The organism is Rehaibacterium terrae, assembly GCF_014202935.1.
Classification (GTDB): Bacteria; Pseudomonadota; Gammaproteobacteria; order Xanthomonadales; family Xanthomonadaceae; genus Rehaibacterium; species Rehaibacterium terrae.
On sequence record NZ_JACHHX010000030.1, the window covers coordinates 1 to 12,578 of the forward strand.

The 12,578-nt window shown below is 68.6% G+C and carries 9 protein-coding genes and 1 pseudogene; 5 read left to right on the forward strand and 5 right to left on the reverse strand.

The genetic code is table 11. The features are described 5' to 3' along the window. Positions 1-236 precede the first annotated feature (236 nt). The 4 genes from HNQ58_RS13040 to msrB all read left to right on the forward strand — a co-directional run bounded on the left by HNQ58_RS13040 (position 237) and on the right by msrB (position 4,435). Positions 237-1,652 (forward strand): cryptochrome/photolyase family protein, encoded by a 1,416-nt coding sequence (locus HNQ58_RS13040; RefSeq protein WP_183949367.1) that lies wholly within the window; start codon positions 237-239, stop codon positions 1,650-1,652. 58 nt (positions 1,653-1,710) lie between these two features. Further along, positions 1,711-3,171 (forward strand): WS/DGAT/MGAT family O-acyltransferase, encoded by a 1,461-nt coding sequence (locus HNQ58_RS13045; protein ID WP_221301303.1) that lies wholly within the window; start codon positions 1,711-1,713, stop codon positions 3,169-3,171. A gap of 182 nt (positions 3,172-3,353) precedes the next feature. Then, complete coding sequence (msrA, locus tag HNQ58_RS13050) at positions 3,354-3,995, forward strand: peptide-methionine (S)-S-oxide reductase MsrA (protein ID WP_183949368.1); 642 nt, start codon at positions 3,354-3,356, stop codon at positions 3,993-3,995. Further along, positions 3,992-4,435, forward strand: a complete 444-nt coding sequence (gene msrB, locus HNQ58_RS13055) for a peptide-methionine (R)-S-oxide reductase MsrB (RefSeq protein ID WP_183949369.1) — start codon at positions 3,992-3,994, stop codon at positions 4,433-4,435. The genes msrA and msrB overlap by 4 nt, the downstream gene beginning before the upstream one ends. An 89-nt stretch (positions 4,436-4,524) precedes the next feature. Here the strand turns inward: msrB and HNQ58_RS13060 are convergent, their stop codons facing one another. Genes HNQ58_RS13060 through HNQ58_RS13075 form a run of 4 tightly spaced genes read right to left on the reverse strand, consistent with a single transcriptional unit; the run spans position 4,525 to position 11,325 of the window. Then, positions 4,525-5,748, reverse strand: coding sequence for a DUF3322 domain-containing protein (locus HNQ58_RS13060; RefSeq protein ID WP_183949370.1), 1,224 nt, complete (start codon positions 5,746-5,748; stop codon positions 4,525-4,527). Next, positions 5,745-9,158 carry an ATP-binding protein gene (locus tag HNQ58_RS13065; RefSeq protein WP_183949371.1) on the reverse strand — a complete coding sequence of 1,138 codons (3,414 nt, stop codon included), beginning with the start codon at positions 9,156-9,158 and terminating at the stop codon, positions 5,745-5,747. The genes HNQ58_RS13060 and HNQ58_RS13065 overlap by 4 nt, the downstream gene beginning before the upstream one ends. After that, the gene (locus HNQ58_RS13070) at positions 9,151-9,828 is read right to left on the reverse strand and encodes a DUF4194 domain-containing protein (protein WP_183949372.1); all 678 of its coding nucleotides are present in this window, start codon (positions 9,826-9,828) and stop codon (positions 9,151-9,153) included. Before HNQ58_RS13070 ends, HNQ58_RS13065 begins: the two co-directional genes overlap by 8 nt. Before the next feature lie 27 nt (positions 9,829-9,855). Then, positions 9,856-11,325, reverse strand: a complete 1,470-nt coding sequence (locus tag HNQ58_RS13075) for a DUF3375 domain-containing protein (RefSeq protein ID WP_183949373.1) — start codon at positions 11,323-11,325, stop codon at positions 9,856-9,858. 207 nt (positions 11,326-11,532) lie between these two features. Here HNQ58_RS13075 and HNQ58_RS13080 point away from each other — a divergent pair. Then, positions 11,533-11,883: pseudogene (locus tag HNQ58_RS13080) on the forward strand (integrase core domain-containing protein); the annotation flags it as partial. A 130-nt stretch (positions 11,884-12,013) separates the two neighbouring features. On the opposite strand, the gene HNQ58_RS13085 reads toward HNQ58_RS13080, so the two are convergent. Further along, entirely contained in the window at positions 12,014-12,517 is a 504-nt protein-coding gene (locus HNQ58_RS13085) for a GNAT family N-acetyltransferase (RefSeq protein ID WP_183949375.1), read from the reverse strand. Between the last annotated feature and the right edge of the window lie 61 nt (positions 12,518-12,578).

Consider the following 12,578-nt stretch of genomic DNA (forward strand, 5'->3'; position numbering starts at 1 on the left):
GGCGTGTCGGGAGCGCTCAAACACGCCAACCTCAACCCTGCCAACCGCCGGATGCGGACCCGCATGTCCGGTGGTGTGGGAGGGGTCCTCGGAGGCGGCATTCTCCGAGGCCCCTATCCCGATGTCCGGGTTCACGACCGCTGCACACCCGCCTGGCGTAGCCTCAGCGCCATGCACGCATTGCTCGATTCGCGCCGGGCCGCTCTGCCCGGCGGCACCTGCGCGGCGCCCTGCTGATGGGCAGCGCCATCGTCTGGTTCCGGCGCGACCTGCGCCTGGACGACAACCCGGCCCTGCAGGCGGCGCTGGAAGCGGGGCATGTGCCCATCCCGGTCTACATCCACGCGCCGGAAGAGGAGGGGGCATGGCCCCCCGGCGCCGCCTCGCGGGCCTGGCTGCACCGCTCGCTGGCCGCGCTGGACCAGTCGCTGCGTGCGCGTGGCTCGCGCCTGACGCTGGTGCGTGGCCCCACCATCGTCGCGCTCGATCGTCTCGTTGCATCCACCGGCGCCGAGGCGGTGTTCTGGAACCGCCTCTACGAGCCGGCGATCGTGGCTCGTGATGCCAGGGTCAAACAGCACCTGCGCGCGCGCGGGTTGCACGTGGCGAGTTTCAAGGCCGCCCTGCTGTGCGAACCGTGGGAGGTGATGACCGGGCAGGACGGACCGTACCGCGTGTTCACGCCGTTCTGGCGCAAGGCCGCCGCATGGCTCGACACGCCCCCGCCGCTGCCCGCGCCGGCGCGCCTACCCGCGCCGCCTGCCGCAGCGGGCGAACGCCTCGACGATCTGCGCCTGCGTCCCGCGATCGACTGGGACCGGCACTTCTGGGAGGCGTGGTCACCGGGCGAGGCCGGCGCGCTGGAACTGCTCGATGCCTTCGTCGAAGGTGCCGCGCACGGCTACAAGGTGCAGCGCGACTTCCCCGACCGCATCGGCACCTCGCGACTGTCGCCGCACCTGCACTTCGGCGAGATCTCGCCGCGCCGGATCGTCGTCCGCCTGCGTCGCGAGTCCTGGCCGGCCGGCGTGCGGCCGGACATCGAGCACTACTTCAGCGAACTGGGCTGGCGCGAGTTCTCGCATCACCTGTTGCACCATTTCCCGCACACCACAGGCAGCAATTTCGATCCGCGCTTCGATGCGTTCGGCTGGGTCGAGCCGGACCCGTCCGTGCTCGCAGCCTGGCAGCACGGCCGCACCGGCGTGCCGATCGTCGATGCCGGCATGCGCGAGCTGTGGGCCACGGGCTGGATGCACAACCGCGTACGGATGATCGTCGCCAGCTTCCTCACCAAGAACCTGCGCATCCACTGGCGGCACGGTGCGCGCTGGTTCTGGGACACGCTGGTCGACGCCGATCTGGCCAACAACACCCAGGGCTGGCAGTGGAGCGCCGGCACCGGCGCCGATGCCGCGCCGTATTTCCGTGTCTTCAACCCGGTGCTGCAAGCGCAGCGCTTCGATCCGGCCGGCAAGTACATCCGCCGCTGGCTGCCCGAACTGGCGGCGCTGCCCGGCAGTGCAGTGCACGCGCCCTGGGAGCATCCCGAGCTGCTTCGCCGGCTCGCGCCGGATTATCCGCAAGCGCCGCTGGTGGATCTGAAAGCCTCGCGCGAAGCCGCGCTCGCCGCCTGGCGGGCGATCCGCTGATACGTTGACGTTTTTCGCCGCTGCGTGATTCACTGCCCGCGCAGAGGAGGGCGGGGCGATGGCGAAGCCGGCGAAGGTCAGACTGCGGCGCGAACCGATGTCCAAGGTGGACACCGCATGGCTGCGCATGGAGCGTCCCACCAACCTGATGATGATCACCGGCGTGCTGATGCTCGCCGAACCGCTCACGCTGTCGCGACTCAAGAAGCTCGTCGAGACACGCTTTCTCGCCTATCCGCGTTTCCGCCAGAAGGCGGTGGATGGTCCCGCCGGCGCGGTCTGGGAAGAGGACCCCGACTTCGACATCGACGCCCACGTGCGTCTGACCGCGTTGCCCGGCCGCGGCGGCAAGCGCGAGCTCGAGCGCCTGGTCAGCCAGCTCGCCTCCACGCCGCTCGACAAGACCAAGCCGCTGTGGCAGTTCCATCTGGTCGAGCGTTACGACGGCGGCAGCGCGCTGATCTCGCGCATCCACCACTGCTATGCCGACGGCATCGCCCTGGTGCAGGTGCTGCTCTCGCTCACCGATACCGAACGCCGCGCCAAGAAGGGCAGCGACCTGCGCCGTGCCTGGCTCAAGGACGACCATGCCCGCGTTGCCCAGCGCGTCGGCGCGCTCAACCGCTACGTCAAGCTCGGCGGCAAGGTGCTGGAAAAGGGCATGGAGATGTACCGCGACCCCACGCTCGGCATGGTGCTGGCACGCGAGGGCAGCGAGATCGTGCGCGAACTGGCCGGCGCGCTCAGCCTGTCCGATGATCCGCCGACCGTGCTCAAGGGCCGGCTGGGCGTGAGCAAGCGCGTGGCCTGGGCCGAGCCGCTCGAACTGGAGGAGGTGAAGGCCGTCGGCCGCGCCTGCGGCTGCACCGTCAATGACGTACTGCTCGCCTCCGCCGCCGGCGCACTGCGCGGCTACCTGATCGACCGTGGCGAAGCCGTGGACGGCCTCACCCTGCGCGCCACGGTGCCGGTGAACCTGCGTCCGCTCGAACACGCGAAAAAACTCGGCAACCATTTCGGTCTGGTCTTCCTCGAACTGCCCGTGGGCGAGGCCAATCCGGTGCGCCGGCTCGAGCGCGTGGCGGCCAACATGCGCCGGCTCAAGAACGGCCGCCAGGCCGCCGCCACCTTCGGCGCCCTGGCTGCCGTGGGCATGGCGCCGGCCGGTGTGCAGTCGTTGGCGCTGGACCTGTTCAGCCGCAAGGCCTCCGCCGTCGCCACCAATGTGCCCGGTCCGCAGATGCCGCTCTACCTGGGGGGAAGCGAGATCCGCGAAATGATGTTCTGGGTGCCTCAGACCGGCTCGATCGGCCTGGGGCTGTCGATCCTCAGCTACAACGGCCGCGTCCATTTCGGCCTGATCGGCGACGCCCGCCTGCTGCCCGATCCGGACGCCGTCATCGGCCGCTTCCGCCCCGAGTTCGAAAAGCTGCTGTACCTGGCGCTGATGGCCGACTGGGCACATCCGGTCGGCGCGCCCGACGCCGAGGCGCTGCTGGACGACGGTGTCGCGGCCTGACCGCGGCTGAACGGCGGGACGGTTTTCGCGCTTCCTTTCGCCCGCTCGTGCTTTCCTTGGCAATGGGCTGCTCCTGGGAGCCTCTCCCAGCCGGCACCTGCTCGTCCTCGGCGTGGCGGTTCCGCGCAGCCGAGCCGCTGAGTCCAAGGACCCAAAGACACCCCGACGATCCGACCACGGCCATGACCCACTGCGACCTCCCCGGCACCGCCCTGCGCGTCGCCCCCGACCATCTCCCCGACCCGCAGATCGACATCCCCGCCACCACCGCGCCGCAACAGGCCGTCCTCGCCGGCGGCTGCTTCTGGTGTGTCGAGGCCGTCTACCGCCGCCTCGACGGCGTGCTCGACGTGCGCTCCGGCTACGCCGGCGGCAGCGCCGACAGCGCCAACTACGAGGCCGTCTGCAGCGGCCGCACCGGCCACGCCGAGGCCGTGCTGATCCGCTTCGACCCCGCGCGCATCAGCTACGGCCAGCTGCTCAAGGTGTTCTTCGGCGTCGCCCACGACCCGACCCAGCGCGACCGCCAGGGCAACGACATCGGCCCGCAGTACCGCTCGGCGGTGTTCTACGCCGACGACGCACAACGCCGCGTCGCCGAGCGCTACATCGCGCAACTGGACGCGGCCGGCGTCTACAGCGCGCCCATCGCCACCACCCTCGAGCCGCTGCAGGCATTCCACGAAGCCGAGGCGTACCACCAGGACTACGCCGCGCGGAACCCACACCAGCCCTACATCGTCCACGTCGCCGCACCGAAAGTGGAGAAACTGCAGCGCCATTTCCGCGACCGTCTGCGCAACGACAGGAGCGACGACACATGAGCGATCATGCCCCGCGCATCTCCGCCAGCGGTCACGACCTGACTCCGCCGGACCCGCCGACCCGCGAGCGGCTTATCGCCGCCCTGAGCCCCGAGGAGCGCCGCATCCTGCTCGACCACGGCACCGAGCGCGCCTTCTGCGGCGGCCTGTTGCACGGCCAGGGCCCCGGCACCTACCACTGCCGCCTCTGCCACCTGCCGCTGTTCCGCGCCGAAGACAAGTTCGACTCCGGCACCGGCTGGCCCAGCTTCACACGACCCTTCGACCCCGAGCACATCGCCGAATATCGCGACACCAGTTACGGCATGGTCCGCATCGAAATCCGCTGCGCCCGCTGCGATGGCCACCTCGGCCACGTCTTCCCCGACGGCCCGCCGCCCACCGGCCTGCGCTACTGCCTCAACTCCGCCGCGATGGCCTTCGTGCCGGCGGACGGGTAGAGGACACGGAAACAACGAGGGCCGCGCCAGGCGCGCCGGAGTGGTGCTGGTGGCGGGAAGCTTGCCCAGTGTAAAAGCGCCTCCCGGGCTCACGAGCAAGAGGGCGGAGCCATCATGGTTCCCGAGGGGATGCACGCCAATCGATCGCACAACCAGCCAAAGCCGACGCGCTCCTGCTCCAGACGCAGCCGGGGCTGGTGGCGGTCATATCGGAGGTCGTCGTAGACGGCCGATTCCTCGGGCGTGAGACGCGCCAGGTCGTGGCGCGCAGGGTCGCGCTCCTCGCCCCAGTGCGGGCGATGGGCCAGCAGCGTTTCCCGGTCCATAAGGAAGGACTCTGCATGCGGAAAGAAGCCGCGTAACTGGTCCAGAATGGCGAATCCGTGGGTGTCGATGTCGCCCCAGTAGTGCAGCTCGCACCGATGCAGCCACGCGGCGCGCGCCAGCGCCTCCCAGCCGTAACCCGCACCAAAGATGACGATGGCATTTGCCACCGGCGGGAAGGCGAGGAAGTTGATCTCGTTCTCGGTGATGAAGATGCGCCGGGCGGGAAGCGCGAGCGCCGCGAAGCTCGCGGCGTCCAGCGTGATGTCGGGCAGATTCTGCGGCGAGGACGGGCAGCCCGGCAGGCTGGGCAGCGAGGGGTCGAGCAGACGAAAGCGAATCCGCACGGGCTTGTCCAGCAAGCCGAAGCGGCGGGTGAACTGCGCCACGCCGGTTGCGTCATGCACGATGGCCTCGGGTGGCAGCGCCAGGTCCAGCAGCTCGGTCAGGTCGCCGCGGTGGGCTTCGATGAACTTGCTGTCCACGCCGGGCGCATCGACCTGACGCAGATACACGCCCGGCCGCGGATGGGCCTTGAGCCAGGCGACCACGGCCAGCAGACGCTCCCAGCGCTCGGCCAGCTCCAGCGCCTGGAGCGGCCGCCGCGACAGCCACGCCAGCAGGGCCGGCTGGGCGGCCGCTGTCTGCTGCCAGAGCGACACGAAGCGCTGCGCCTGTCGAGTCTTGCCGATCAAGGCCAGGGCCTCTTGCAAGGTATCGAGCCAGACGGCCGCTGGGAGCTGCTGCATGCCCTGCACGCGGTGATGCCACTCCCGCCATTCGATGCGAACCAGCGGCGTCTCGGCGATAGCGCGCACCCACTCACGCACGGCCTCGAAGCGGTTGGACAGGTCGGCCGCCGAGGGGCCTTTCAAACTCAGGCGCAGCGGCCATTGCATCGCATCGCTCACCGTTGCCCGCAGCAGTTCGCCACGATCCCACAAGCGTTGGACCTGGGCGCTCAGATCGGCTGGCGTGGTCCAGCTCATGGTGCTGCGGTGCCTCCGGCGGCGTCACCATCGGCCCTGCCTTCCGCACTTCCAGAAGCCTTGTGAGCCCGGTATTCCTCGATCGACAGACAACGTAGCCGCGAGTCGCGCCCGTCCTCGTTGTGCACGAAGCCGACGCTGGCCACGAAGGGCTCGATGATGTGGATCTTCTGCAGCGGCGTGACGATCAACAGCTGCAGGTTGAGCTGCTGGAACAGGCGCAGCCCGTACTGCGCCGACTCGTCCGAGCCGCGCCCGAAGGCCTCGTCGATGACCACGAAACGGAAACTGCGCGAGCGCACCGCACCCCACTCCAGCCCGAACTGGTAGGCCAGGCTTGCGGCCAGCACGGTGTAGGCCAGCTTCTCCTTCTGGCCGCCCGACTTGCCGCCCGAGTCCGAGTAGTGCTCGTGCTCGGCACCATCGGCGCGCCAGCGCTCGCTGGCCGAGAACAAAAACCAGTTGCGCACGTCGGTGACCTTGGCGGTCCAGCGCCGGTCGGCGTCCGCCAGCCCTTCACGGCCGCGGAAGCGGTCGATGATGGCCTTGACCTGCAGGAACTTGGTTTCCGAGTACTGCTCGTCCGTCGCGCCGGTCATCGCCCCCTCGGTGCAGGCGCGCAAGTCCTGCTGGAAGTCGCGGATCTCGGCATCGGGGCTGGGCTGTGCCACCAGGCGGATGAAGCGGCCGGGATTGTAGTCGATGGCCTCCAGCGACTGGTTGATGAAGTCGATGCGCTCCTTGATGGTCTCGCGCTCACGGGCGAGCTGGGCGTTGAAGTTGGCGATTTCGTTGATGGTATTGACGTTGAGCAGCTCCTTGAAGCGTGCTTCAAAGCGCGGCAAGTCGTCGCTCTTGAGATTGGCGAGCATCCGCTCGTACTCCGGCAGCGCCGCCAGGGCCACGTCCATCTCGCTGGTGTCGGCCTTGAACGCCTCCTTGAAGCCGCGCATGGCGTTGACAATGCGCTCGGTGAGTCGCGCCAGACGCCTGTCCTCGTTGTCGATGCGCTGCTGCAGCCATTGGCGCAGCTCCTGCTCGCGGTTGTCGCAGGACTCGACCGACAACTGATGCTCGCCCAACGCCTGCGCGCGCCAGCCATCCAGGCGCTCGATCTGGGCGTCGGTCAGCGGCGCGTCGCGCCACAGGCTGTCGGCCTGATCCCGCATCGCCTGCGCCGTCTCGCGCTTGTTCCTGACCTCGCCCCGCTTGCCCAGGGCGTCGGCGCGCTTGCCTTCCAGTTCACCCAAGCGCTCCTGCGCCGCCTGAAGCTGGCGTCCAAGCTCCTGCAGGGTGTCGGAGGCGGCTTCCAGCCGCGCGCGCTCCTCGCTGAGTTCCGCGATACGGCGGGCCAGGCTCATCCAGTCGATGTCGGCAAAGCGCGTGAACTCCTCCAGCTTGCTGAGTGCATCGAGCCGGCCCCGCAATTCATTGCGCGCCTGGTTGATCTCGCCGATGCGTTGGCCCAACGTGGCGAGTCTTTCCTCCAGACGTGCCCGCTGATCGCGCAAGGCCCGCAGCTTGTCGGCATTGCTCCAGCCCAGCACGTAGCGGCTGCGGTCGGAGATAGCGCTGCGGTCGTCCTTCTCGTGGCGTCCGCTCGGGTCCTTGATCTGCCCGGCGCGCGTGATGGCGCGTGCCTCGCGGCGGAACTGCTCGCCGGTGTCGCAGCAGGCGAAGTCGAAGCGGCTACGTAGCTCCTGCTCCAGCCATTCGTAGTGCGGCGTGTCCGGCTTGATCTGAAGCTTCCTCACCAGCGACTGCGGATGCAGCGCCGTGCCTTGCGCCGCCTTGCGCGACCGCACATGGAAGTACACCAGCCGGGCGCCCAGATGGTGCCGGTCCACCCAGTCCGACACGGCCGGGTAGTGTGCCTCCGGTACCAGCAGCGACAAGCCGAAGCCCCGCAGCAGCCGCTCGGCGGCACCTTGCCAATCGCGCTCGTCGTCGCGCACCTGGAGGAGCTCGCCCGCGAAAGGCAGTTCGTCCTCTGCGATGCCCAGCGCCGCGCACAGCGCCTCGCGAATGCGGATCTGGGCGGTGTCGATGTTGCTCTTGCGTCGCGAGAGGCTCTCGATCTCGTCGCTCAGGGCGGCGTGTTCCTCGCGGCCCTTTCGGAAGGCGAAGTCTTCCTCGCGCTCGCGGTTGTCCAGCTCGACGATACGTTCGCGCAATTCTTCGGCGCGCGCGGTGATCCCTTGCTGTTGAGCGATAAAGCCCGCTTCGTCCGCCGGCGCCGTCTCGTCGATGCGGGCCAGCAGGTCGCGGTAGCGGTCGGCGCGTAGCAAGCGTTGCGCCTTCTCCTGCTCCAGCCGGCGAATCTCCGCCGCCAGTTCCTCCAGCCGGTCGCCGCCGTTGTCGCGCAGGGCGCGTTCCAGCCGGCCGATCTCGATGCGCTCGGCTTCCCGCTGGGCATCCAGCCGCTCGATCTGCGCCTCCAGCCGCGCCGCCTCCTGTGCTAGCAGGTCGAGGCGGCGGTCCAGCAGCTCGCCCTTGAGGCGGGCGAAATAGGGTCGCAACTGGTCGCGTGCCTCCCGCCAGCCCTGGATCTCGGCCACCAGCGCCTGATGGCGCTGGCCGTCCTCGACCAGGGGCGTCAGCATTTCCATCTGCCGCCTGGCCTTGAGCACCGCCTGATGCGCCCGGTCCAGGTCGTCGAAGTGGCGGATCAGGGCCTCGATGCGGCTGCCCACATCGAAGGGTTCCAGCATGTGACTGCGCACGAAGTCGGTGAGATTGCCCACCGATTTCATCGAGACGGTCTGGTGAAACAGCTCCAGCGCCTGCTCGTGCTCGATGCCGAAGCGTCGCCGGAACCAGGCGCCATAGGGCGGGAAGCTGTCGAACAGCTCACAGCCTGCGCCGCGCAGTTTTTTGCGCAGGGCGCCGATGTCGCTGCCAAAACCGCTGAAGTCCTCGGCAATGGCCAGCACCCGCTCGGCGGCCACGAACAGGCGCGCGGGCTGGCCCTGCGCGTCTTTCAGCCAGAACACCTGGGCCAGCGTCACGACCTGGTCGTAACCTTCATTGCGGAACACACCGAGGATGACCGAGTAGCTCGACGCATCGCGCAACGCCACCGGCTTGGCGGTGCCGGTGACCTCGTTGCGCTCGCTCTTGTAGTGGCCCAACACATAAGAGCGCAGCGAGCGCTCGCGCGCGTCCGCCCCGGCCGCCTTGTTGTAGGCCACGCGATGCGCCGGCACCAGCAAGGTGGTGATCGCATCGACCAGAGTCGATTTGCCCGAACCGATGTCGCCGGTCAGCAGGCCATTGCGGCCCGCCAGATCGAGCCGCCACACGCGCTTGTCGAAGGTACCCCAGTTGAGCACCTCCAGGCGTTCGAGACGAAAGCCCACCCGGCTGTCGTCGGCCACGAAATCCAGGCCCAGGTTCTGCGCCTCACGCATCCGGCGCCTCCTTGCCGGCACCGCCGGACAAGGCCGTGCGGTAGGTTTCCAGGCGCGCGTCGAAGTCCGCCAGCCACTGCGCATCGACAAAGGCCTTGAGGATGCGCCGCACCTCGTAGTGCCCTCGGTTCTGCGTACTGCCGGCAGCGGGCTTGAGCCGGCGCAGGAAACCCAGCTCGACTACCTTGGTGATGGTCGCGTCCACCTGGTCGACGAGCCGCGCCTCGTTCGTGCCCTCGGGCAGGAATACCCGCATCAGTTCGGCGATGTCCTCGCGCGAAAGCACCAGCCGCGTGTCGCCGCCGCCGGCGTCGAACTCGGCCAGGCGCTTGCGCAGCAAGGCCAGCATCAGGCTCACCGGGTAGGACAGCGGCCGACGCGCCACCAGCCGCGGCAGGCGCGGGGCACCGTCGGACTCGTCCGGGTCGGGGCGGCTTTTCAGAAAGGCATGGCCCTCGGCCTCGTCCAGCACCAGATCGAGCAGCAGCACGGCGGCCTGTTCCCGCACCCGCGCCTGCAGCCGCATGAGGCTGGCCCACAGGTGCTCGTCGTCCTCGCGGTAGAGCACGCCTTTGAGCAGCTGCACCATCAGCTGTGACAGCTCGGGCACGGCGGGCGGCGCAGCGGGCGGGCTCGGCGCCGCGTCCGTGTCGTTCAGCCCGTCATCCATCGTGTTCTCTCCCTCATTCCCGAACCGTCAGCGCGTGAAGACGACGCGCGGCAAGCGCGCTTCGCGGGTCACACCATCGCCCGCCGCATCGACCGCCTGCCAGCGGATGGGCTCGATCACCGCCTCGTCCACCACGGCGCGCAGGCCCTCCACGCCTCCCCCGTCGCCGGCGTGGGCCAGCTCCAGATAGGCCACCAGCTCGGCCAGCCCCTGTTGCAATGGCGCGGCGTCCAGCAGCTCGCGCAGCGTCACCTGGGATTGCCGGCGCAAGGCGCCCTGCACGGTGGCGCGCAGGCGCGCCTTGTCCACCACGATCTGCTCGAACAGGCGCGCGGTGTCGATGTCATCCTCGCCCGCCAGCACGGCCAGATCGGCCAGGCGCGGCTTCACGCTGGGGGTGAACAGCGGCCGCTCCAGCGGCAGGGCGATGTCCGCACCCATGGCGTCGATATCCATCACCAGGCCCGAGGGCACGGCGTCACGGAGGCTGAGCGCCTTGCTTTCGATGCCGTGCAGCAAGTCCAGAATGCGGCGGTTTTCCAGAAAGGCTCGGTCATCCAGAAAGCGGCGCAACTGCTGCGAGAGCATCGCCACCGTGCGCTGCGTGTGCTCGCCGGCCTCCAGCCAGTCGTGATGCACGCGGCGGGTGCGCGGCTCGGGCTTGAGTGCCGCCACGGCGGGAAGCTGGAGCACCTGGTCCAGGCGCTCCGAGAGTTCTTCCTGCCGTCGGCTGGACATCAGAAAGTCCCAGAAGGCGCGGAAGCTGCGGCCCTGGTCGGAGTCGCCGATGGCGTCGCGCTCGCCCATGATCTCGTCCAAGAGCGCGCCCTTGCTGCCTTCCCATAGCGCAATCTTCTCGCGCACTTTGCGGTCAAGCTGACGGAAGTTGTGCTCCACCTCGCGAAAGTCGGCCAGCAGCTCGCGCGCCAGTTGCTGGAACTGCAGGAAGCGGTCTTTCACCGCCGTGTCGTCCAGCAGCGGCACGTCGCCGGCCAGCACGCGGGCGATGTCAGCGTCCAATTCCTCGCGCTTCTTGCGCAACTCGGCCACGCGCTTGACCGGGTCGGCCTCGGTGCCGCCGCAGATCTGCTCCAGGAGTGCGAACAGCGTCAGCAGGCGCGACTCGGTGCCGACGAAGGGCCGCTCGGTGAGCGACACCAGCCAGGCGATGGCCTTCTCGGTGGCCGGCGTCAGGTCGAACTGGGCTTCATCGGTGCCCGGCTTGTAGAACTTGCGCAGCCAGCCCTTGTCGGGCGCGGCCCAGTCGTTGAGATACTCCAGCGCGCCCTTGGGGTAGGCCTCCGGGCCCAAGTGCTCGCGCAGGGCGAACAGCTCGTCCTCCAGCGCTTCCGCCAGATCGGCCTCGCTCATCACGCGCACATTCGGCGCCACGAACACCCGGTGCAGAAAGCTCGCCACCAGCGGCGCATGCGGCGAGGCCAAAAGCCGCCAGGCGGGGTGGCGGTCGCGCAAGGCCGAGAGGGTGAAGTGGTCCATCGGGGTGGTTGCAGGCTTGAGTACGGTCTCGAGTCGGCGATGACGTCCGTCCTCGCCAACCGGACGCGTCCTCCGTTGCCGGGGCAGGGCAAGAGAGTAGCAGGCCGGTAGCGACAGCCCAATGCGGCGCGCGGCCTCCTGCGCCGGGGCGTGGCGACGCCGACGGCGCGCGCCGCCCCGGATCCGCGGTCGCCGTATCAAGGCCGCAGCTGGAGCAGCGTCGGTGATTCCGACGACAACGCCTTGGCCCAGACGATCGACGGGCTGTACCGAACCGAAGCCATACACCGGCGCGCTTGGAAGCGTCTGGAGGTGGTCGAGCCGGCCACGCTCGATAGGGTGGACAGGTTCAACCACAAGCGCCCGCCCGGGTCGATCGGCAACATTCCGCCGGTGGAAGCCGAAACCGTTTACTGTCAACAGCGGCGTGACTCACACCAACGAGTCCCTGGGATTCCCGGGGCGGTTCAGCCGCGGCAGCGGAGCGGATACGCCCAGCGGCCCAGGGGCGAGGGCGCAAGCTGGTCACGCTGCCGAACGGCGAAACTGCCCCCGTGAGGCCGTGGGATATGACACCGACGCCGCTCCAGTTGGCGCTAGCCAGGGGGCATCGCTGGTTGGCCATGCTGGAGTCGGGGGAAGCGAAATCACTGAAGGAGATCGCCGCGCGGGAGGGAATCGACAACAGCTATGTGAGCATGCCCTTGAGATCCTTGAGCATCAGGAAGAGGTGATACGGATCGGTCGGGCTGGGCTCGAACTCCCAGGATTCGTACCACTGCCGCGCGGCATCGTCTTTGGCATGGACCAACAGGCAGCGGATACCGGCGATGTCGGCAGCCTGTGCTGTGCGCAGCAGGGCGTCCTTGAGCAAGGCCTGGCCCAGACCCTTGCGCTGATGCTCCTTGTCCACGGCGAGCCGGGCCAGGATCATGACCGGCACCGGGTGGCGCGCCAGCCCCTTCATCACTCTCATTTGGGCGGCTTCCGGGTCGACGCTACCAACGGCCAGGCTGTAGAAGCCGACCACCACGCCACCTTGGCAGCAGACATAGGTCTGCGCGCTGTTGGCCTTCTGGTTGACGAGCGCGTAGCGCTGCAGGAACTGGTTCAGCGCATTCTCACCGCAGTCGAACGCATCGACCTGATCCGTTGCAGCGAGCTTGCGAACGGGTGAGTAGTCATTGCTCAACCCAGCACCCCAGGTTCACGCAGCAACTTCTTCAGACGCGGCTTGCTTTGCACCGGGCGGT

Excerpts from the sequence above, each read along its gene's own strand:
- HNQ58_RS13070 (WP_183949372.1), bottom strand. The coding sequence starts at position 9,828 with ATGGATGACGGGCTGAACGACACGGACGCGGCGCCGAGCCCGCCCGCT.
- HNQ58_RS13045 (WP_221301303.1), top strand. The coding sequence starts at position 1,711 with ATGGCGAAGCCGGCGAAGGTCAGACTGCGGCGCGAACCGATGTCCAAG.
- msrB (WP_183949369.1), top strand. The coding sequence starts at position 3,992 with ATGAGCGATCATGCCCCGCGCATCTCCGCCAGCGGTCACGACCTGACT.
- msrA (WP_183949368.1), top strand. The coding sequence starts at position 3,354 with ATGACCCACTGCGACCTCCCCGGCACCGCCCTGCGCGTCGCCCCCGAC.
- HNQ58_RS13075 (WP_183949373.1), bottom strand. The coding sequence starts at position 11,325 with ATGGACCACTTCACCCTCTCGGCCTTGCGCGACCGCCACCCCGCCTGG.
- HNQ58_RS13065 (WP_183949371.1), bottom strand. The coding sequence starts at position 9,158 with ATGCGTGAGGCGCAGAACCTGGGCCTGGATTTCGTGGCCGACGACAGC.
- HNQ58_RS13060 (WP_183949370.1), bottom strand. The coding sequence starts at position 5,748 with ATGAGCTGGACCACGCCAGCCGATCTGAGCGCCCAGGTCCAACGCTTG.
- HNQ58_RS13040 (WP_183949367.1), top strand. The coding sequence starts at position 237 with ATGGGCAGCGCCATCGTCTGGTTCCGGCGCGACCTGCGCCTGGACGAC.